Raw genomic sequence first — 20,449 nt, 5'->3', positions numbered from 1 at the left:
GGACGGGGGCTTCTCTGTCGCACGAAACGGCTGAAAGTGCGCCTTCTCGCCCGATTCGCGCGCACTCTGCGCCGCCTCGCGACCAGGCGGTTCGCGCGTCTACTCCGCGTCTTCGCCGATCTGATCGAGGGTGTGGCGGGCGAGGGCGGCCATGCGCGGGTTGTCGTCGGACGACATCGCGAGCGCGCTCCCCATCGTCACCGCCCAGCCCCGGGCCCGCCGCCAGGTCGCGGCGTCGGGGGCGACGGGGAGGGCGCTGCGGAAGCGCTCGCGCGCCTCCCCGTCGAACGTGAGCCACGCGGTCGCGAGGTCGGTTGCGGGGTCGCCGGAGGTGACGTCGCCGAAGTCGAGCACCGCGGCGAGGCCGGAGTCCTCGGTCGCAGGCTCCCCCGGTGCTGGGGTCGCGGAGTCCTCGGTCGCAGGCTCTGCCCTCGGTCGCAGGCTCCCTCGGCGCTGGGGTCGCAGGATCGCTTCGCGCTCCTTTTGAGCTCCACCGCGCGGCGCTGGGGTCGCGGCATCGCTCCGCGCTGCCTCTGAGCTCCACCGCGCGGGATGGGTGAGCAGTAGGTTGCCCGGGTGGAGGTCGCCGTGCAGCAGCAGCGGAGGGCCGTCCCACTCGGGCGCGGCGAGCGCCTGCCGCCAGGCGTGTTCCAGCGCTGCGACCTCGATGCGCCCGGACAGCGAGAGCAGCCGCGTGCCCACGACCTCCGCCCGGGCCGAGAGCGGGACGCCGCGCACCGGATTGCGGGGCGCATCGGGCGCCGGCACGGCGAGCTCGCCGACGAACGCCGCCAACGGCACCGCCAGCCCCGAGCGCTCGCCGGCGCTCACCGAGGCGCCGTCGATGCCGTCGACCCATTCCACGATGCTCCACGCGAAGGGGAACGCGTCCGACGGAACGCCGACGCGGACCGGAACAGGCACCCGTGCCTGCACGCGCGCGGCGATCCCCGGCAGCATCTGCTGCTCGTGCTCGATCAGGTGCGCCGCCACCTCCCGCCGGGGGATACGCACGGCGTGGCAGTCACCCAGGCGGTACAGCTGGTTGTCCCACCCGTCGGAGACGAGCCGCAGCGGCCCGGCCAGGTCGGGATGCTGCGCCTCCACGAGCGCGGCGACGAGCGCGGCATCCGTGGGGATATCTGCGGGAGGGGTGAGCGGCACCGCACGACCATAGCGCAGATCCCGCTCTCCCCCGCTCCTGGCCACAGCAGAGAGCGCGGGTAATGCGCGTGGGCAGTCGACAACGCGCAGAAAAGCTGCGTCTGCGGGCGAAAAGGTGACGGGTGGCGTATGTCAGCATGGGTGCGGAGGCCCCATGACTACCGATTCCGCCCGCATGCACAGCGTCACCGCCGAGACGAGCGAGTTGGTCGACCTCGTGCTCGACTACTCGCGGCGGCGCATCCTGGCCACCGACACTCCGCTCGACAAGCCGCTGCCGGAGTCGGAGCTGCGCCGGCTCGCTGGACGCACCGTGTCGGAGGGCGGGATGGGCGCAGAGCGTGCACTCGCCGTGTTCGAGCACGTGCTCGCCCCGGCCTGCATCACCACCGACCACCCGCGGTACCTCTCGTTCATCCCGACGGCGCCGACGAAGGCCGCCACGGCCTTCGACCTCGTCGTCTCCGCGAGCGCGGTCTACGGCGGCTCCTGGCTGGAGGGCTCCGGCGCCGTGTACGCCGAGAACCAGGTGCTGACCTGGCTGGCGTCCGAATTCGGATTGCCTCCCGCTGCCGGAGGCGTCTTCGTGCAGGGCGGCACGCTGGGCAACCTCTCTGCGCTCGTCGCCGCGCGGGACAGTGCCCGCGCCGACCGTGGCAACCCTCCCGGCCGCTGGATCATCGTCTGCAGCGCAGAGGCGCACTCGTCGGTCGCATCCGCCGCGCGGGTGATGGACGTGGAGGTCGTGACCGTCTCGCCGGGGGAGTCCGGGGTGCTCACCGGCGACGCCGTGCGACCGGCGCTGGCCGAGCACGGCGACGCGGTCTTCGCGGTCGTCGTGACAGCGGGCTCCACCAACTTCGGCATCGTCGACGACATCGCCTCCATCGCCGCGCTGAAAGACGAGTTCGGGTTCTGGCTGCACGTCGACGGCGCTTACGGGTTGGCCGGGATGCTGTCGCCGCTCGCGCGCTCGCGCTTCGCCGGCGTGGAGCTCGCGGACTCGCTCATCGTCGACCCGCACAAGTGGCTCTTCGCCCCCTTCGACGCCTGCGCGCTCCTCTACCGCGACCCGGAGGCCGGCCGCCGCGCCCACACGCAGCACGCCGAGTACCTGGACACGCTCACCGACACCACCGAATGGAGTCCGTCGGACTACGCCGCGCATCTCACGCGGCGTGCGCGCGGCCTCCCGTTCTGGTTCTCGCTGGCCTCCCACGGCGCCGCCGCCTACCGTGACGCCGTCACCGCCTCGCTGCAGCTGGCACGACGCATCGCCGACGAGATCGACCGTCGCGAAGGCTTCCACCTGGTGCGTCAGCCGCAGCTCTCTGTGGTGGTGTTCGAGCGCGAGGGCTGGACGAAGGAGGACTACGCGATCTGGTCGGCACGCCTCCTCGACGAGCAGCGAGCGTTCGTGACGCCCAGCTCGCACGCCGGACGACCCAACACGCGCTTCGCAGTGCTCAACCCGCTGACCACGTACGACGACCTCGTGGAGATCCTCGACAGCATGGAGTGAGAAGAGAACTCGGAGCGTACCGTTCGAAAGTTCCTGATTCAGCGCTGGGAAAGGCAATCTCGAGCGACTGTTCCGATTCAAAGCTCGAGGGCCTGAGCCTGGTGCGATACCGGACCCAGGCCCTCGCCGCTAGACCACTACACTCTCACTAACCCAGTCCAACAATCGGGGACCAGTTTCCGAGGGTCACACGATGTCGTCGTTGTCGTCTACCCGACGAGTGACTCGGTCGCCGTTCACCGGGTCGACCGCTGTGTGCGTGGTCGCGACGGTGCGGCGGCGGCGGGCCAGCAGGATGATTCCGAGAACGATACCGACGGCACCGGCGATCATCAGGATGTAGCCCACCAGGTGGAGGTCGATCCAGCTGACCTGCACATTGAGGGCGAACGCCAGGATGGCACCGATGACGAACAACACGATTCCGGTACCGAGGCTCATGGGCGGCCTCCTCTAAACTCGGCGGCTGCCGGTCAGCAACCGTACCAGCCAGACGATCACGGCCAGGACCAGCAGGATGATGCCGACCCAGAGCAGGAAGTTCAGAGACTGCACGAAGCCGCCGGTGAGCAGCAGGATGACCGCGATGATCGCGATGATGATGAGCAGGATGTTCATGGAGGGGTGTCCTTTCCTTGACGTACACCACCGAACAACTGCTTCGGTTGTCGAACAATCCCCTTGACCTCAGGTCTTTTCGGGCCTATTCGCGTGTCGTTCCCCGCTGATGCGATCCACTGTCTCGCGCATCTTGGTGAGGAAGCGTGTGACCGTCTTGGCGTCCTCCTCGCTCAGTTCGGCCGCCTGCGCGGCGATCTGCTCCTGAGCGGCCATCATCGGGCCGGTGTCGCCGAACGCCGCACGCGTCGGCACCAGGTCGACGGATCGGCGGTCGGAGTCGTTGATCCGGCGCTCGACGAGCCCGGCCTGCACCAGTCGGTCGATCAGCGCGGTGGTGGAGGCGCTGGAGACGCCGACGTAGGCGCTCACGTCCTTGGCGGCGGTGTGACGGCCTCCCGAGGCGTTGTCGAGGATCAGTCGGAGCGCGAGGAAGTCGTTCTCGCCGATGCCCATGGCCGCTCCGGTGCGTCGGCGCATCGCGGTCTCGGCTGCCCGGTACACCTGGAGCGCGTCGAGCACGCCCCGGTCGGGCGGCGGCACATCTGCGGGCGGCGCATCCGATCGATCAGTCACTCCACTCAGTCATCTCCCGGTCGCGGCCGAATGCAACGGGCAGTTCGATGACTTTCGGCGGATTCACGGCATCACTCGATGCGCGTATGCTCGCGTGGTGCTACCCGACACCGTCCTGCTCGATCGCTACGTGCTTGGCGATCGCCTCGGCCGTGGCGGAATGGCGACCGTCTACCGAGCCTACGACCGGGAGCTGGAGAGGTTCGTCGCGATCAAGGTGTTCGCGCCAGGGGAGGCCGGCGACGACGCCCGCCGTCGCAGCGAGGCGACAGCGCTGGCACGGTTGTCGCACCCCAATCTGGTGAGTCTCCACGATGCGCACCTATCGGTGGACGACGACCGCACACCGAGCTACCTGGTGATGGAGCTCGTCGAGGGCGAGGATCTGGGCACTCGGCTCGACCGGGGGCCGCTACCGGGTGAGGAGGCCGCTGCGATCGCGGCCGCGATCGCAGAGGCGCTCGTCGTCGTGCACGCCGCGGGTATCGTCCACCGGGATCTGAAGCCCGCGAACATCCTCCTCGCGGAATCGGAGGTGCCGGGCGGCATGCCGCACGCCAAGCTCACGGACTTCGGCATCGCGCACCTGATGGGTGCCGAACGGATGACGACGGCCGGGACCATCATCGGCACGGCCGCCTACCTGAGCCCCGAGCAGGCGACCGGCGCGGAGCCCGGCCCGCCGGCGGACATCTACTCCCTGGGTCTGGTGGTGCTGGAGACGCTCACCGGCGTGCGGGAGTACCCGGGGAGTCCGGTGGAGGCCGTGACCGCGCGGGCCGCGCGCGATCCGCGCATCCCGAGGTCGCTCCCGGAGGACTGGCACGGTTTGATCGGGGCCATGACCTCGCGCGATCCCCGGATCCGTCCGACGGCGCTGGAGGTCGCGGTCATGGCGCGAGAGCTCGCCTCGCAATTGGTCGGCTGGGTGGTGCCGGAGCATTTCGTCGAACCGTCGGGGCCGGGCTGGACCGGTCCGACTGTGGCGGTGAGACCGCCGGCGTTCCCGGTCGTTCACTCCGAGCCGCTGTCGCGTCCTCGGCGGCGTGTGCGCGCAGACGGACGCCGAAGGTGGGCAGCGGACGCGGTGCTCCTGGCGTCGGGTGTGACCGCGATCGTGGCATTCGCTCTGAGCCTCGGAACGGTCTTGGCGCCGGCTTCCTCGGTGCCGAAGACCGAGCCGACGCATCGGCCGACCCCGACCGTGATCGCTCCACCGCAGACGGTCGTACCGGCGGTCGTACCGACGGAGACGACCCGGCCGGCGCAGCCCGTGCAGCCCGCGCCCGCGACGCAGCAGGTTCAGCCGCAGCCCGCTCCGCAGAACGGGGACCATCCCAACAAGGGACCGGGAAAGAACAGCGGCAACGGAAACGGCAAAGGCGGCGGTTGAGTGTTAGCGGCCGAGGCCGCGGTAGCGCCAGCCGGCTGTTTGCCAGGTTTCGGGGTCGAGGGCGTTGCGGCCGTCGATGATGATCTTGTGGGAGACGAGGTCGCCGACTTCGTGGGGGTTCAGTGCGGTGAACTCGGGCCATTCGGTGATCAGGATGACGATGTCGGCGTCGATGACGGCGTCGGCTGCGGTGTCGACGAGGGTGAGGTGGGGTGCGCGCTTTCGGGTGTTGGGGTTGGCTTCGGGGTCGGTGGCGGTCACGATGGCGCCGTTGTCGGCCAGCCGGAGGGCGATGTCGAGGGCGGGGGAGTCGCGGATGTCGTCGGAGTGGGGTTTGAACGCCAACCCGAGGACGGCGACCTTCACCCCGTCCAGGTGCCCGGATTCTTCCCGGACCAGGTCGACGACGCGTTGCCGGCGGCGCAGGTTGATCTGGTCGACCTCGTCCAGGAACCGCACCGACTCGCCACGGCCGAGTTCGCGGGCGCGGGCGGAGAACGCACGGATGTCTTTGGGCAGGCAGCCGCCACCGAAACCGACCCCGGCGTTCAGGAACCGGCGCCCGATCCGGGCATCGTGCCCGATCGCGTCGGCCAGCCGGGTCACATCGGCGCCGGTGACCTCCGCGATCTCGGCCATCGCGTTGATGAAGGAGATCTTCGTGGCCAGGAACGCGTTCGCGGCGACCTTCACCAACTCCGCCGTCGCATAATCCGTCACGATCACCGGAGTGCCGGCACCGACCGCGCTGGCATACACCTCATCCAGGATCCGAGCCGCCCGCACACCCGCCTCACCCGCAGGCACCCCATACACCAACCGGTCCGGGGACACGGTGTCCTGCACCGCGAACCCCTCCCGCAAAAACTCCGGGTTCCACACCAACGTCGCCCCCGGCACCCGCTGCGCCACCAACCCCGCCAACCGGGAAGCCGTCCCAACCGGGACCGTCGACTTCCCCACGATCACATCCCCCGGCGACACCTGCTCCAACAACGACTCGAACGCCGCATCCACGAACCGCAGATCAGCAGCATCCCCATCAGAGGACTGCGGCGTCCCGACCGCCACGAAATGCACATCCGCATCCGCCACCGCAGCAAAATCCGTCGTGAACCGCAACCGCCCACTCGCCATCGCCGACGCCAACACCTCCGGCAAACCCGGCTCGAAGAACGGCGCCCGCGCCTGCGACAACGCCGCGATCTTCACCTCATCCACATCCACACCCACCACCGTGTGACCCAAATCGGCCATCGCCGCAGCATGCACAGCACCCAAATACCCACAGCCGATGACTGAAAGTCTCACTGAATCGTTCTCCTGCCCGTTGTGTCGTCGGACGGCCCGACGGAACAAGCGTCGAACGTGGCCGGTGCGGGTGCCGCTCGATGTCAGGGGAGGCACCCGCACCACTCGCCGCCGGAGGGGATGATGGTGGCGGCGGGCCGACCGCGGCGATTCCCGAATGTCGTCGCGATGTCTGAAATTGTGTGCTCCAGTCCCGTTTCGCTGCAATGCCCTGAGCGGTAATTCACCCTCCTCAGCGGGAAGATCACCCGTCACCCAGCAATGCATGTGTGATGCATGCATTTCACCTCGACCTCGCCCCGGCACTCACCCGATCCGTCGCTACCGTGGGCCGCACGTTCGGGAACCAAACACGACAGGATCTTGCAGTCCGATCCTCTCCGAGCGTCCGAGGAACTCATCAGAGACGGTTGGAGAGACCGATGAACAAACTCACGAAAGCGCTGATCGCCGGCGGCGCGGGCTTAGCCCTGCTGATCGGATCGGCGGGGACCCTTGCGCTCTGGAACGACGCGGCCACGCTCGACGCGGGCTCAGTCGACTCCGGTGTGCTGACGGTGAACGCGATAGGAGGAACGTGGGACAACACGATCACCGCGTGGTCTCCGGGCGACACCGCGACATACACCGCCGACGTCACGATCGTCGCGCAGGGTGACAACCTGCATTCCCAGCTTTCCATCGACCCGTCGTCGATCACGGGCGACCCGGAGCTCCTCGCGGCGCTCCAGATCACGATGTCCGTCGGCACGGCCACCGGAGGAACGCTCACCCCGGTCGCTGGGGTGCCGAACACTTTCGACGTCGTCTCCAACGCGCCGACGACGACCGCCCCGATCACGGTGCCGGTGACGGTCAACGTCACCTTCCCCCCGGACTCGGTCACCGGCACGGTCGCCCAGGCCCAGTCCGTCCAGCTCACCGGGCTCCAGTTCCTGTTGCAGCAGACACCCTGACGGTAGCGCGGCCGAGCGACGCTCGACGGGAGGGGCGGTGATGAGAGAACGACAGGCGAGACGATCGCCGCTGTATCCCGCCCTCCTGACCGGGTCGCTCGTGCTCGTCGCCGGTCTCAACGTCGGGGGGAGCTACGCACTGTGGAACGGGAGTGCTCCCATCTCCGAGACGGAAGTCCGTTCCGGAACCCTGACGGCAACGGTCGCGGTCGGCGATACGGGCTCGCCGACCGCGACCTCAGCCGCGTTCGACCCGGCCGCGTTCGACGGCATGCTCCCCGGCGAGGCGCGCTCGGAGACGCTCACCGTGGGCAACACCGGGACGACCCCCTTCCTGGTGGCCGCGTCCTTGGATGCCGCCTCCGCGGCGAGTACCGAGGTGTCGTGGGCGCTCGCTCCCGGCTCCTGCGCTGCGCCGGGCGCGGCCGTTCCGCTCGGCGCCACCCCGCAGAACGTCGGAAGCCCGATGCTCGGCAGCACGTTCTCGTCGTACTGCCTGACGGTCACCCTCGCCCCCGATGTCCCGGCGGATGCCGCGGGAACGACGGTGGCCGACTTCACCCTCCTCCTCGACGCGAATCAATACCGGCCATGACCCGAGAGCCTGGTTCGCGAACGCGCTACCGCGCCGCCGTCTCCACGGTGGCCGTGACGGCCGTGCTGGCCGGCGTGCTCGCCGGCCCGGCCGCGGTGGCCGTGTGGAGCGCGCAGCTGACGGTGTCGGGGTCCGTCACCGCTGCACAGGTCGGGGTCTCCGCGGGACTCGCCCCGCAGACGGCGACGATCGCCAACGAGGCGCGTACGCGTGCGGCGCTGGTGACGATCACCAACACGACGACCGGCTCGACGGTGCCGGCGGACGCGCGGGCCGATCTCTCGGTTCCCTCAGCCCTCGGCCCGGGAATCCTCGCGACCGCCTGGCCGGTGCAGACTCCCGCGGAGTGCACGGACTCCGCCGCCGCGCCGCCGAGCTCCGCGACGGGCGCCTGGACGGACGGGCTCACCGTCGCCGGCGATCCGGTCGCGCCAGGAGCCGAGACCTACCTCTGCGTGCAGACGACCGGCACCGCCAGAGCCTTCGGCGTCGACGGAGGCACCCAGACGTTCGCACCGACGGTCAGCGTGACGCTGTCGGTGCGCAGTTTCGCGGCGACGGCGACGGCGACGGCGACCTACACGACGCAGTTCATCTATCGCGTCAACCTCTGGAGCGACGGGCGCGTCCAGCAGATCCGCCCGGACCGCGACAGAACCCTGTGCATGGACGTCGGTGACGCCATGGGTCAGCTGGTGGCCTTGGCCGCCTGCCAGGGAGCCCCCGCCACTCCGGGTCCGAACCAATTCTTCATCTGGAACACCGTGGCGCCCGACTTTTCGACCCTGACGGCTGGCAGAGCCGCGGGCGGGCTCGTGACGATCGACCCCGACGGCACGCTGCTCACGCGCGCCCAGGGCGCCGCGGGTGTCCAGACCTGGCAGCTGCAGCTGCGGTCGGGAACCACCATCTTCCAGATCGTCTCGGGGAGCGGCCTGTGCTGGACCGCTCCCGTCGCCGCCGGTCCCGTGACGGCGGCGGTCTGCGACGGGTCGTCGGCGCAGCAGTGGGTGTTCTTCCTCGTCTCCGCGGGCACGGCAGGAAATCAGGTGGACAGCTTGTGAACGCCGTCGTCGCCGCTCTCGCACTCGCCCTCGCCGGGGTCACCGGCGCCTCCGGTCTCGGGGTGCAGCCTGCTGCGCCGCCGGCCGCCTCGGACGTCTACGTGCTCACGGCGCAGGCGGACAGCATCGTGCGGACGTCGCATCCGCTCTTCGACGGATCGATCCTCGTGCCGCGGGCGAGCGCGCACGATCGCTTCGCCGTGCAGAACGGCTCGGGAGGCGTCGCCTACCTTCGCGTCGCGTTGATGTCGGTCGACGTGCCAAACGCCGATCTGCGTCGCGCACTGTCGCTCGGAGTCTCCACGGCGCAGGGCTCGGGACCCGTCGTTCCGCTCGACTCCCCCGGCTCGTGCCTGCCTCTACTCGCGCCGCAGGCGGTGGCCTCCGGCGCCACCGTCGACGTCGACGCGGCCCTCGCGCTGGGCGATCTGACCGGGACCTCCGGTCAGTCCCAGCCGATCGGCTTCTCGCTCCTGGTGGTTCTGGACGCCGACCCGACGGGCGCCGGGTGCGACACCGGAGGTTCGGGCGGGGGAGGCGGCACGACGCCCGCGGAGCCTCCCGAGCGTCCGAGCGCCGCTCCGCTCGCGGCGACCGGATCCGACATCCTGGCCGCGATCTGGATCGCCGCGACGCTGGGAGGCGCAGGTACCGCCGTCTTCCTGGCGGCGCGCGCGTACGCGGCGAGGCGCCGGAGCACCCGTCACGACTCGAGAGACGAGGGATGAGGCATGGACATCGCGAACGTCATGCACGAACGGCGGACGGCCGGGTCGCACAGTCCCGGCAGGGTCGCGCGGATCGCCCGCGCGGTCGGAACGGCGATCACCGCGGGGCTGCTGATCCTGGTCTGCGGACTTCTCGTGGCGACCATCGGCGTCCCCATCGCGACGGGCTCCGACACCTACACGGTGCTCACGCGATCGATGGAGCCCGGCCTGCCGCCCGGCACCCTCCTCGTCGTGCGTCCCGTAGCCGAGAACAGCCTCCACGTCGGTGATGTCGTGACGTATCAGCTCCACTCCGGCAAACCCGATGTCGTCACCCATCGCATCGTCCGCGTCGAGGCGAGCTCCGATGGGACGAGGCGATATATCACCCGGGGCGATGCCAATGCCGTCGCCGACGCGTCCCCGGTGCGCGCGGAGCAGGTGAGGGGTCGGGTCTGGTACGCGGTTCCGGCCGTCGGTTGGCTGGCGATCGTGAGGAACGGCTCGTCCCTGCAGCCCTGGCTGATCGGGATCGGGGCGCTTCTGCTTCTTTACTCCCTCGTCTCGATCGTCTCGTGGGTGCGCAAGGGACGACGCAGAGGCGACGCGTCGGTCGGCCACGGCGAGACGTTCATCCCGCTCTAGGGGCGAATACGCGCCAGCGGCGCCAGAGCAGCGATCACGTCCGCCAGGACGTTCGGCGCGAGATCGACCAGGTGCCGATCCGCCACCTCCTGAATGCGGTGGGCGCGGAGCGTCAGGATCGCGCCGGCCATCGCCTCGAGGGCCGGCGGGAGTGCGCCGCCCTCCAGGAGGAATGACGCGGGAACGCCGAAGACCCGCGCAAGCCCCGCCAACACTTCGCTCGGGGGGAGGGTGCCGCTGCCGCCCCCGACCAGCTGCGACCACTGAGACGGGCTGAGCGAGAGGTCCTGCCGCCGCAGCGCGCCGACCAGCTCCGCGTACGAGAACGGCTCGCCTCTGACCACCTCGGCGAAGTCCTGCAGGAGCTGGATCCGTCGGGCGAGGGCGGCTCTCGAGAGGTCGTCGTGATCGGTGTGCTCTGTCATCGAGCCTCCTCGGTGCCGGTGCGCCAGACGCCTCCACGGTTGCACGGGAACGGTGGCGGACGGGGTCGTCTACCCGCGGGCAGCGTCGACTTTCACCCGGTGATTCGTCTGCAGCCGGGTTTTCCGACCAGTGGGCCAGCGGGTGAACCCACAGGTGAGGATAAGGAACGTCGTGTATGGTCTCTATCATGTTACCCACATACGTTGGGTGATTCAGAGGATGAAGACCCCCATACGTGGGGGCGCAGACCACCGTGATGGTCTTCCGCTGAGCGGTACCCCTCGCAATCGGCCTGCGATCATCGCACATGCGCTCCAGCGAGCGCCCGACCGATTGGGGGGCCGGGGCAGGAGGGCGGGCCGAGCACGAGGGGGAGATACGGGATGAGTCAGAAAAGGGTCGCGTCGCGACATGTGCGCGTTACGTTCCGCGCCGTAGCGGGATCGTACGCAGTGACACCGAGCCGAAGGAGTCCAGCATGACCACCACGCATCTGCGCGACACACGACTACCGAAAGACGGCGGAGAGCCGTCGCGGCTTCCCCGGCTGTCGCGGTACACGATCGAGCGGCCCGCGCTCTTCGAGCGCCTCGACCGCGGCCTGCGCGAACAGGCGACTATCGTCCGGGCTCCCGCGGGCTACGGCAAGACGTCGCTGGTCCGCAAGTGGCTCGACCGGCCGGAGGGCGCGAACCATCCGTCGGCGACCTGGATCGACCTCGACCTCATCAGCGGAGGGCTCGACGAGTTCTGGTACGCCACCCGCAAGGCGTTCGATCCTCACGACGAGTCGGCGTTCTGGGACGCCGACCCCCTCGCAGCGGCGCAGGAGGCCATCGGCCGGCGCATCGGAACCGTCGTGCTGGTGCTCGACGGCTACACCCGCCAGTGGGACGGCCGGCTCTCCAACGAGCTCGTCCAGCTCCTCCGTCGCACGCCGAACCTCCACCTCATGGTCCTCACGCGCGCCCTGACCTCCTTCGAGGCCCCGGCGCTCGCGGCGGTGCTCGATCTGGTAGTCGTTCAGAACGACGACCTGGCGTTCGGGCGCGACGAGCTCGACAAGGTTGTGCAGCTGCTGGCCATCGACGTCGAGCCGCGCGTGCTCGACCACGTGTGGAAGCGCAGCCACGGCTGGCCGCTGGCCGCTCGGGCGATGATCCGCATCTTCGACGACCCGCGGGCCGCGCTGCCAGAGGGCGTCGTGGCACGGGCGCTGGAAGAGATCTCCGAGACCGTGGTCTCCGAGCTGCTCGCGCACGCGCCGATCGGCGCCGCCGAGCGCAACGGGCTCCAGCGAGCGGCCGTCGCGCCGTATCTCGCGCCGCACATCGTTGCCAGGATCGAGCCGGACGGGGCCGACGACGGTGCACTCGCCGTGGCGGAGTCGGCCGGCCTCGGCTTCTGGACGTACGCGCGCGGCCAGGGACGGCTGGTCTTCGAGTTCCTCGACCCGGTGCGCGCCGTCCTCCGCTCGCAGCTCGAGGCGGAGTCGCCCGGTGAAGGCGATCGGCTGGCTGGGGAGCTTCTCGATGTGCTCGAAGCGAACGGCGACCCGATCACCGCCTTGCGGCAGGCGCTACGAAGCAACGAGATCGTGGCGGCCGAGACGATCCTGGCGCGCAACTGGACGTCGGCCTTCACCGAGGAGGCGGACGACTACCTGCAGGAGCTCGGCGCTCTCGACCTCGGAGCGCTCCGCTCCTCGGTGATCCTGCTGACGGTGACCGGCTTGCTCCGCGAGAACGTTGGCAGCGACCCGCTGGGCGCCCTCGACTACTACCACGCCGCCGCCGAGCCGCAGGCCCTGCGCGGCCGTCGGCTCGAGCCGGTGCGGCAGTACTGGACGGAGCTGACCAGCATGATCGCGCTGCGCAAGGTGGGAAGGCTCTCGCAGGCCGACGACTTCCTGGCCACGCTGTCCTCTCCCGACGCATCTGTGACCGAGCCGCCGCTGGCCTGGCTCGAGATCGGACTCACCCAGCTGAGACTGGGCCGCGACCAGGAGGCCGCTACGGCGTTCGAGCGGGCGGCGATCGGGGCGGCGGACGATCCGAACCTCTACGCATACTCCTCCGGCGCCGCGTCGCTGGCGTATGCGCTGCACGGCGAGATCGACAGGGCGCAGGCGGTGGCCGCGCGGGTCGAGGCCTTTGTGCGCGGCGATCACGCGCTGCGGACGTGCGCCTTCATCCCTGTGGCCGTCGCCTCGCGGCTGATCGCCACGGAAGCGCACCCGGACGGCACGGAGGAGCGTGTCGCTCCGTGGGCCGACCTGGAGGCCGACCTCGGCGAGCTGCACAGCTACTCCGCGTACGCCGCTGCGTTGCGCTCTCTCGCCTCCGGCGAGCTGGAGCACGCGCAACAGGTCATCGACGCCGAGCTGATCAGCAAGTCCCCGCACACTCCGAGCAACAGCGAACGGGCACGTTTCGTCGCGCTCGAGGCCGACCTCCTGATGTCGCAGGGCAACCTCGTGGCCGCTCAGAAGTTGATCAAGTCGTTCCCCGACGGCACGAACGCGCTGCGGCCTGTCTCGGCCCGCCTGCTGCTCATGTTCCGGGAGTACCGGAGCGCTCAACTGCTGGCGGAGGCGGTGCTCGGGGAGGGCGCGGGTCCGCGGACCCGGGTAGAGATGCTCCTCGTGGAGGCCGAAGCACTGCAGCGGCTGAAGAGCGCTCGGGCGGCGACGATCCGGCTCAACGCTCATCAGGTCGCCGAAGCCAACAACCTGCTCACGCCGTTCGTGCTGACGATCGCGGGTCACGCCGCGCCGTCGCTCGCGGTGTCGGGCGACGGTGACGACGAGATACCGGGCGAGACCGCGATGGCCAAGGTCAAGCCGCTCTTCTCGGAGGCGGCGATGGCGGCGCAGCTGACGCAGCGCGAGCGCATCGTGCTCGATCGCCTCCAGTCGACGGCGAGCCTGGAGTACATCGCGCGATCGCTGGTGGTCTCGATCAACACGGTGAAGACCCAGACGCGGAGCATCTACCGCAAGCTCGGGGCGAACTCCCGCGATGAGGCCGTCCGCATCGCCTACGACCTCGGGCTGCTGAGGCCGCGGCTTCCGCTCGGACGCAACCGCTACGAGGGCGACGACCGGATCGCTTGATCCGGTCGGGAGGGAGTAGTCGCATGTTCGGGAACCTCTTCAGCGGATGGCACGTCGTCATCCTCCTCGCGGTGGTGCTGCTGTTGTTCGGCGCCACCAAGCTCCCCGCTCTGGCGAAAGGCCTCGGTGAGTCGGTTCGGATCCTGCGCAAGGAGACGACGAAGTCGGGAGACCAGTCCGCCGGCGGTGACAGCGACACCGTCACCGGTTCGGCAGGGGAGGCGCCCGGGGAGCCGAAGCCCCTGGAGCCGAAAGCGGCGGAGCCGAAGCCGGTTGAGTCGAAGCCGGTTGAGTCGAAGCCTGCGGAACCGCCGGCGTCGGACGCACCGGCTGCCGATCCGCCTCAGCGCGACTGACGTGCTGGCGCCGCGCTGATGATCTGGATCAGCGCGGCGCGCAGGGCGGCGGAGTCGTCGACCTGCGGAAACACCTCGTCCTCCAAGCCGCGCACCGCTTCGAACGCCGTCCGGCCCTCCGGAGTGATCGCGACGATGTGGCGCCGGCGGTCGGCCGGGTCGGGTTCACGCGTGACCAACCCTTCGCGTTCGAGCCGGTCGATGGTGCGCGACATGGTCTGCGCCTCCACCTGGGCGACGCGGGCAAGGGCGGTCTGGGAGCTGAAGCCGAGCTCGACGAAGTGCAGCACGATGAGCCCGGCGTGGGTGAGCCCGCGGGCCTCGAGCGCGTCGTACCAGGCGCGCTCCACGGCACGGGAGGCGGCACCCAGCAGGCGGCCCAGGGGCCAATTGCCGGGCCCCGGATCGACGGGCGCAGGATCGACGGGCGCAGGATCGACGGGCACAGGATCAACGGGCGCAGGATCAACGGGCCCAGGAACAACGGGCGCAGTGTCGCCGGGCGCAGCCTCCTCCGTCCCGCCGTCCCCCTCCGACGCCCACGACACGGTCGCTCCTCAGTCGGTCCCGGCGTCGAAGGCCGCGCCCTCGGAGGACGCGTCGATCTCGCGGGAGAGCGCGTCGTCGGCGGCGCTGACGTCGAGCTCGAGGATGGAACGGGCGCTGCCCTCCTGCAGTTTGCCGACGAGCTCGCCGGTCGGCCCTCCGATCAGCCCGGCGGCCGCGTACTGCTCGAGGCGCGAGCGCGAGTCGGCGATGTCGAGGTTGCGCATCGTCAGCTGGCCGATGCGGTCGGACGGGCCGAAGGCGGCGTTGCCGACGCGCTCCATCGAGAGCTTGTCGGGGTGGTAGCTGAGCGCCGGCCCCGTCGTGTCGAGGATCGTGTAGTCGTCGCCGCGGCGCAAGCGCAGCGTGACCTCGCCGGTGATCGCCGAGCCGACCCAGCGCTGCAGGGACTCGCGGAGCATGAGCGACTGCGGGTCGAGCCAGCGGCCCTCGTACATGAGGCGGCCGAGGCGGCGGCCTTCGTTGTGGTAGTTGGCGACGGTGTCCTCGTTGTGGATCGCGTTGAGGAGCCGCTCGTAGGCGATGTGCAGGAGCGCCATCCCGGGGGCCTCGTAGATGCCGCGGCTCTTGGCCTCGATGATGCGGTTCTCGATCTGGTCGGACGCGCCGAGGCCGTGTCGGCCTCCGATCCCGTTGGCCTCGAGCACGAGCCCGACCGGGTCGGCGAACTCCACGCCGTTCAGGGCCACGGGGCGTCCGGCCTCGAACCGCACAGACACGGTCTCGGGGGCGACCTCCACGTCTTCACGCCAGGCGGCGACACCCATGATCGGGTCGACGATGTCGAGCCCGGCGTCGAGCTCTTCGAGCCGCTTGGCCTCGTGGGTGGCGCCCCAGATGTTGGCGTCGGTCGAGTAGGCCTTCTCGCTGGGGTCGCGGTAGGGGAAGCCGCGCGCGATGAGCCACTCGCTCATCTCGGTGCGGCCGCCGAGCTCCTCGACGAAGGCCGCGTCGAGCCACGGTTTGTAGATGCGCAGGCGCGGGTTCGCGATGAGGCCGTAGCGGTAGAACCGCTCGATGTCGTTGCCCTTGTAGGTGGAGCCGTCGCCCCAGATGTCGACGTCGTCCTCCATCATGGCGCGCACCAGCATGACGCCGGTGACCGCGCGACCGAGGGGGGTGGTGTTGAAGTAGGTCTTGCCGCCGCAGCGGATGTGGAAGGCGCCGCACTGCAGCGCGATAAGGCCCTCCTCGACCAGTGCGCGCTTGGCGTCGACCAGGCGGGCGATCTCGGCGCCGTACTCCGTGGCGCGACCGGGAACCTCGTCGATGTTCGGCTCGTCGTACTGGCCGATGTCGGCGGTGTACGTGCAGGGCACGGCGCCCTTCTCGCGCATCCAGGCGACCGCGCAGGAGGTGTCGAGACCTCCCGAGAACGCGATGCCGACTCGCTCACCGACCGGAAGACTGCTCAAGACCTTGGACACGGCTTCCAGCTTAGTGCGGGCGTGCAGGAATGGATTCGCCGCGGAGCTCGCCATGGCGATGGTCATCGGGAGGGGGCTCGGGGCGGACGAACGCCGCGGTCCCCTCCTGGATCGAATTTCCGGACCAGCACCCGCATGATCAGCACGAACGCCACCACGCCGATTGAGAGGCCGAAGTACGTCGTCGCGTGCATCGTCGTCGGGGCGAGCAACGGGCCGGCATCGCTGACGGTCAGCGCGACCGACGCGATGACGAGGGCGACTGCGATGATCGTCTTCAGGAACTCGTGAACGAGTCCGCGCAGGAACGCCCGATCGTCACGATCGGCGAACGGATGGAACCGGCGCGCGAACGCACCGCTGGCAATGTCCGCTGTGATGCTCTCGATGCGACGTGGCAGCCGTGCCCCTGTGCCCGCCAGGGCTGTGGCGCTCGCCTCGAGGCTGTCGGCGGTCGAGCGTGGCGTGACGATCTCGCACTGAATTCGCGGGCCGGCGCAGCGCCCGGCCTCTACGATGTCGAAAGCACGGTCGATGCAGAGGAGTGTGCCCTCGAGAGTCGCGATCGCCCGCAGCGCTGCCGCGATCGCCGGGGGCAGGAGAATCCGGTGGCGCCTGACCACCCGGAACAGATCGGGAAAGAGTTCGCTGCTGCCGCTGTTGCTCGCCCTGGCGATCGTCAGGAGTCTCCCGACGTCGCGTTCCAGCAGCTGACTGTCCACGTCGCCCGGAATGGTGCACATCATCGACAGCGCATCGACAGCGGCGATCGCGTCGTCGGTGTCGAGGGCACTCAGGAGGCGGGCGAGCGCCAGCCGGCTCTCGCGGTCGATGATCCCGATCGAACCGAAATCGAGCAGGATCACCTCGTCGTTCTCGCCGAGGAGGATGTTCCCGGGGTGGAGGTCGGCGTGGAAGACCCCCTCGATGAGTATCTGGTGCAGTATGGCCTCGAAAATCCGGCCCGCAAGCGCCGCGGCATCGGCCTTGGTGCGCGAAGCGATGAGATCCGCAGCACGTCCGATCGGAGTGCCTTCGGCGCGATCCATCGTCAACACGGTTTCCGTCGACAGCGCGGGGTGGAACGCCGGTATCGTGATGGCGGATTCCGTGCGCATGGAGGCCTGTCTGATCAGTTCCAAATGGCGGCGCTCAGCCGTGAAATCGAGCTCGATGGCCAGAGACTCGGCGAATCCGTCCACCAGCGCCGTGATCCCGAGGGATTTGCCCCATTCCGTGCGTGCTTCGATGGTGGCGCCGACGCTGCAGATGAGTTCGACGTCTCGAAACACCCGCGCCCGGGCCTCGGGTCGTTGCACCTTGATGACGACCGATGTGCCGTCGAGAAGGGTGGCGGCGTGCACCTGGGCAATGGAGGCAGCCGCCAGTGGAGTCTCATCGACGTGAAGGAAATGATCGTCGAGCGATCCGCCGAGCTGTTCCTCCACTTCGGCGCGAATATCGCTCCATTCGGCGGGTCGCACCTGGCTCTGCAGTCTCGACAGGGCGACCACATAGTCATCGGAGACGAGGTCACGCCTGGACGAGAGCATCTGCCCGAGTTTGACGAACGTCGGGCCGCATTCCTCCAAGGCGGCCGTCAAAGCTTCCGGAGTCGTGTGCTGAGTGGAGGCCTGACGTCGTGAACGATGCGTGAACTGAACGAGTCCGTGGCGCAACGCGATCCGGCCGATCGCCAGGGTGCGCACGCCCTGCCTCAGCGATCGCCGCACCGCACGCATCGCCGTGAGGGGCGTGGGGATGCTGCCGGTCGGTGCGATGACTTCGAAGAGAACCAGGGCGGCGACACCGAGAGCGAATGCCCAGGCGAGCGAGAGGACGACGATGAGGTACCAGCCGCCGATCGCACTGTCCGGGCCCTGTTCGCGGTCGCCGAGTCCTGCCCATGGGGCGAGCGCGGACAGAAGCCAGAACCAGAGCGGCTCGATTCCGAGTCCCACGAGGAGGCTTCGGGGCCATCCGATCGGTGCGCCCAGCATTCGTCGCGCGAGAAACGCAAGGATGAAGGGAAAAGTGAGAAGTACGGCGTAGACGACGATGTTCGTCATGAGAGCGGTCAGGGGCATGTCGCGGTCCTCCAGATCTCCGAGGTCCCCACAGCCCATCAGCATGATCGTCGCGCCACATCCATCCCGGGTCGGCCGGCGGTCCGCCCCAGGTACCAAGGCCGGGCCTGAGGCGTCGCCGCCTCAGAAGGTCCTCAGTGCCCCGATCCCAGGCCAGGGTGCACGCCCGCCCGGTAGCCGGCCGCGGCGACCAACCGCGTCAGCGTCGCGACGAGCTCCGCGCGCTCCTGCGCGCTGAGCGTGCCGAGCATCGCCTCCTCCTGCTCGTCGGCGAGACGGTCGCCGGCGGCGAGCACCTCACGGGCCGCGGGCGTGAGGTGGATGGCGTAGGCCCGGCGGTCCTCCGGGTGGCGGCGGCGCTCGACGAGGCCCCTGGCCTCGAGGTCGTCGATCAGGCCGACCATGGAGTTGCGGTGCAGGCCGAGCGCCGTGGCCAGTTCCTGCTGGGTGCGGCCCTCCTGCCTGGCGAGGTGGGCCAGCACCCCGAAGCGGTTCGGTGTGATCCCGAGGGGGGCGAGAGCGGCGGTGAAGCGCTGGGCGCTCTGGAGGCCGAGCTGAGAGAGGAGGAAGCTGGCGCGCGTCTCGAGGGCGGGCACGTCGGGCTGGTCATCCGGGACGGGCATCCCGACATCGTACCAATCAGTGATTGCACACGACTATGATTATCACCTACTATGCCGATATGAAGCTCACGATCTTCGGCGCCAGCGGTCGCACCGGCGCACACCTCGTCCACCAGGCCCTCGATCGCGGCGACGAGGTCACTGCCGTCCTTCGGAGGCCCGCCGATCTCGACCCGCGCGTCGCCGTGCGCGTCGTCCCGGACTTCTCCGACACTGCGGCCCTGAGCGCAGCGATCGCCGACTCGGACGCCGTTCTCTCGGCGATCGGCCCGCACTCGCGCAAGGACGCTCCCGTCGCGGCGCCCGCCACCCGCAAGATCCTCGCCGCTGCACCGCACCGCTTCGTCGTCATCAGCGCTGCGCCGGTCGGCCCGCCGGCCGTCGACGACAGCCTCCTCAGCCGCCGCGTCGCCCTCCCGATCGTCAGCCGGGTGCTGCGCCCTGTCTACGACGACCTGCGCGAGATGGAGGAGGCGCTCGCCGCGTCCGACGCCGTCTGGACGGCGTTCCGGCCGCCCCTGCTCACCAATGGCAAGGCGACCGGCACGTATCAGACGCGCGTGGGCGGGAGCGTGCCACGCAGCTTCAGCGTCTCCCGGGCGGATCTCGCCGCCGCGATGATCGCCAGCCTGGGGCGCCCGGAGACCGAACGACAGGCGGTCGGCGTCGCGGCGTGACGCGACTCTAGCCGCGCCCGTCGGCCTCCATCGCCGGGCACTCGCCGCCCGGGTCGGTCGCCAGCTCGAAGTGCCACGCCTCATTTGCGTAGGTCTGGCAGATCCCCCACTCCGAGCCGAACCGGCTGAGGAAGTCCATGGCGTCGGCCGTACCGATGTCGACGGCCTGTCCGGAGACGTGGGAGGAGTCCGCTCCGCGCTTGACCCAGCGCTCGGCCTCGTGTTCGCTCCCGTACTTCTGCACCGCCCGGGCGAACAGGTACTCCTGGTAGCGCAGCGAGCGCCAGCCGTCCACGATCGTGATCGTCGTGCCCCGTTCCTCGACGGCGACACTGTCTGCGGCGCGCAAAGCCTCCAGGAGCTGCGGGTCGAGTCGCTGGATCGCCGGCAGATCGCTGTCGAGCGTGAGCGATGCACCGTCCGGGATGTAGCCGTCGTCTTCGGTGAGTTGGGAGGCATCGCTCGGCACGGGCGCGATGCCGACGGCGGTCGTCACGGCGGTGCAGCCCGTCAGGGCGATGAGAGCGGACAGTGTGAGAGCGGCAGAGAGGAGGCCGCGACGCGCGGGGACGGAGCGAGGGAGGACCATGATTCCACCGTCTCAGGCGCGTCCTCAC

Annotated in this window: 21 protein-coding genes; 10 read left to right on the top strand and 11 right to left on the bottom strand. The window is 69.5% G+C overall.

Translation table 11 applies throughout. The annotated features are described in order from the left end of the window. Positions 1-99: 99 nt before the first annotated feature. Positions 100-1,164 carry a phosphotransferase gene (locus ACPPVW_RS05475; RefSeq protein ID WP_426625512.1) on the bottom strand — a complete coding sequence of 355 codons (1,065 nt, stop codon included), beginning with the start codon at positions 1,162-1,164 and terminating at the stop codon, positions 100-102. Between the two features lie 154 nt (positions 1,165-1,318). On the opposite strand from ACPPVW_RS05475, the gene ACPPVW_RS05470 reads away from it, so the two are divergent. Continuing rightward, complete coding sequence (locus ACPPVW_RS05470) at positions 1,319-2,686, top strand: pyridoxal phosphate-dependent decarboxylase family protein (protein WP_426625511.1); 1,368 nt, start codon at positions 1,319-1,321, stop codon at positions 2,684-2,686. Between the two features lie 186 nt (positions 2,687-2,872). Here ACPPVW_RS05470 and ACPPVW_RS05465 read toward each other — a convergent pair whose 3' ends face one another. From ACPPVW_RS05465 to ACPPVW_RS05455, 3 genes are all read right to left on the bottom strand, one after another. After that, positions 2,873-3,127: a DUF6458 family protein gene (locus ACPPVW_RS05465; RefSeq protein WP_426625510.1), complete on the bottom strand. Its 255-nt coding sequence runs from the start codon at positions 3,125-3,127 to the stop codon at positions 2,873-2,875. Positions 3,128-3,139: 12 nt separating this feature from the next. Beyond that, positions 3,140-3,304, bottom strand: a complete 165-nt coding sequence (locus ACPPVW_RS05460) for a hypothetical protein (protein ID WP_426625509.1) — start codon at positions 3,302-3,304, stop codon at positions 3,140-3,142. 69 nt (positions 3,305-3,373) lie between these two features. Continuing rightward, positions 3,374-3,880 (bottom strand): MarR family winged helix-turn-helix transcriptional regulator, encoded by a 507-nt coding sequence (locus ACPPVW_RS05455; RefSeq protein WP_426625508.1) that lies wholly within the window; start codon positions 3,878-3,880, stop codon positions 3,374-3,376. Positions 3,881-3,974: 94 nt separating this feature from the next. Between ACPPVW_RS05455 and ACPPVW_RS05450 the strand changes: the two genes are divergently transcribed. Beyond that, positions 3,975-5,273, top strand: a complete 1,299-nt coding sequence (locus tag ACPPVW_RS05450) for a protein kinase domain-containing protein (protein ID WP_426625507.1) — start codon at positions 3,975-3,977, stop codon at positions 5,271-5,273. Positions 5,274-5,276: 3 nt separating this feature from the next. Here ACPPVW_RS05450 and ACPPVW_RS05445 read toward each other — a convergent pair whose 3' ends face one another. Then, positions 5,277-6,584, bottom strand: coding sequence for a UDP-glucose dehydrogenase family protein (locus ACPPVW_RS05445; RefSeq protein ID WP_426626252.1), 1,308 nt, complete (start codon positions 6,582-6,584; stop codon positions 5,277-5,279). A gap of 422 nt (positions 6,585-7,006) precedes the next feature. Between ACPPVW_RS05445 and ACPPVW_RS05440 the strand changes: the two genes are divergently transcribed. Genes ACPPVW_RS05440 through ACPPVW_RS05420 form a run of 5 tightly spaced genes read left to right on the top strand, consistent with a single transcriptional unit; the run spans position 7,007 to position 10,554 of the window. Beyond that, positions 7,007-7,540 carry an alternate-type signal peptide domain-containing protein gene (locus ACPPVW_RS05440; RefSeq protein WP_426625506.1) on the top strand — a complete coding sequence of 178 codons (534 nt, stop codon included), beginning with the start codon at positions 7,007-7,009 and terminating at the stop codon, positions 7,538-7,540. A gap of 40 nt (positions 7,541-7,580) precedes the next feature. Continuing rightward, a complete protein-coding gene (locus tag ACPPVW_RS05435; RefSeq protein WP_426625505.1) occupies positions 7,581-8,135 on the top strand; it encodes a hypothetical protein in 555 nt (184 codons plus the stop codon). After that, the gene (locus tag ACPPVW_RS05430) at positions 8,132-9,199 is read left to right on the top strand and encodes a hypothetical protein (protein WP_426625504.1); all 1,068 of its coding nucleotides are present in this window, start codon (positions 8,132-8,134) and stop codon (positions 9,197-9,199) included. The genes ACPPVW_RS05435 and ACPPVW_RS05430 overlap by 4 nt, the downstream gene beginning before the upstream one ends. Continuing rightward, complete coding sequence (locus ACPPVW_RS05425) at positions 9,196-9,927, top strand: hypothetical protein (protein ID WP_426625503.1); 732 nt, start codon at positions 9,196-9,198, stop codon at positions 9,925-9,927. Before ACPPVW_RS05430 ends, ACPPVW_RS05425 begins: the two co-directional genes overlap by 4 nt. A 3-nt stretch (positions 9,928-9,930) precedes the next feature. Further along, positions 9,931-10,554: a signal peptidase I gene (locus ACPPVW_RS05420; RefSeq protein ID WP_426625502.1), complete on the top strand. Its 624-nt coding sequence runs from the start codon at positions 9,931-9,933 to the stop codon at positions 10,552-10,554. On the opposite strand, the gene ACPPVW_RS05415 is transcribed toward ACPPVW_RS05420, so the two are convergent. Next, positions 10,551-10,979: a hypothetical protein gene (locus tag ACPPVW_RS05415; protein ID WP_426625501.1), complete on the bottom strand. Its 429-nt coding sequence runs from the start codon at positions 10,977-10,979 to the stop codon at positions 10,551-10,553. The genes ACPPVW_RS05420 and ACPPVW_RS05415 overlap by 4 nt on opposite strands. Before the next feature lie 479 nt (positions 10,980-11,458). Between ACPPVW_RS05415 and ACPPVW_RS05410 the strand changes: the two genes are divergently transcribed. After that, complete coding sequence (locus ACPPVW_RS05410) at positions 11,459-14,095, top strand: LuxR C-terminal-related transcriptional regulator (protein WP_426625500.1); 2,637 nt, start codon at positions 11,459-11,461, stop codon at positions 14,093-14,095. 23 nt (positions 14,096-14,118) lie between these two features. After that, the gene (locus ACPPVW_RS05405; RefSeq protein ID WP_426625499.1) at positions 14,119-14,451 is read left to right on the top strand and encodes a twin-arginine translocase TatA/TatE family subunit; all 333 of its coding nucleotides are present in this window, start codon (positions 14,119-14,121) and stop codon (positions 14,449-14,451) included. Here the strand turns inward: ACPPVW_RS05405 and ACPPVW_RS05400 are convergent. The 4 genes from ACPPVW_RS05400 to ACPPVW_RS05385 all read right to left on the bottom strand — a co-directional run bounded on the left by ACPPVW_RS05400 (position 14,439) and on the right by ACPPVW_RS05385 (position 19,155). After that, complete coding sequence (locus tag ACPPVW_RS05400; RefSeq protein WP_426625498.1) at positions 14,439-14,897, bottom strand: MarR family winged helix-turn-helix transcriptional regulator; 459 nt, start codon at positions 14,895-14,897, stop codon at positions 14,439-14,441. The genes ACPPVW_RS05405 and ACPPVW_RS05400 overlap by 13 nt on opposite strands. A gap of 111 nt (positions 14,898-15,008) precedes the next feature. Then, positions 15,009-16,445, bottom strand: a complete 1,437-nt coding sequence (gene argG / locus ACPPVW_RS05395) for an argininosuccinate synthase (protein ID WP_426626251.1) — start codon at positions 16,443-16,445, stop codon at positions 15,009-15,011. 62 nt (positions 16,446-16,507) lie between these two features. Further along, entirely contained in the window at positions 16,508-18,532 is a 2,025-nt protein-coding gene (locus tag ACPPVW_RS05390; protein ID WP_426625497.1) for an ABC1 kinase family protein, read from the bottom strand. 134 nt (positions 18,533-18,666) lie between these two features. Further along, positions 18,667-19,155 carry a MarR family winged helix-turn-helix transcriptional regulator gene (locus ACPPVW_RS05385; protein ID WP_426625496.1) on the bottom strand — a complete coding sequence of 163 codons (489 nt, stop codon included), beginning with the start codon at positions 19,153-19,155 and terminating at the stop codon, positions 18,667-18,669. Between the two features lie 59 nt (positions 19,156-19,214). Here ACPPVW_RS05385 and ACPPVW_RS05380 point away from each other — a divergent pair, with 59 nt between their 5' ends. Next, a complete protein-coding gene (locus tag ACPPVW_RS05380) occupies positions 19,215-19,832 on the top strand; it encodes an NAD(P)-dependent oxidoreductase (protein WP_426625495.1) in 618 nt (205 codons plus the stop codon). Between the two features lie 7 nt (positions 19,833-19,839). Here ACPPVW_RS05380 and ACPPVW_RS05375 read toward each other — a convergent pair whose 3' ends face one another. Continuing rightward, on the bottom strand, positions 19,840-20,421 hold the full coding sequence (locus tag ACPPVW_RS05375; protein WP_426625494.1) for a M15 family metallopeptidase: 582 nt from the start codon (positions 20,419-20,421) through the stop codon (positions 19,840-19,842). Positions 20,422-20,449 lie beyond the last annotated feature (28 nt).

Origin of the sequence: Leifsonia sp. McL0607, from assembly GCF_049993355.1 — a bacterium.
Lineage (GTDB): Bacteria > Actinomycetota > Actinomycetes > Actinomycetales > Microbacteriaceae > Leifsonia.
Note: the sequence above shows the minus strand (reverse complement) of the source record. Positions and strands in the feature narration are given on the sequence as shown.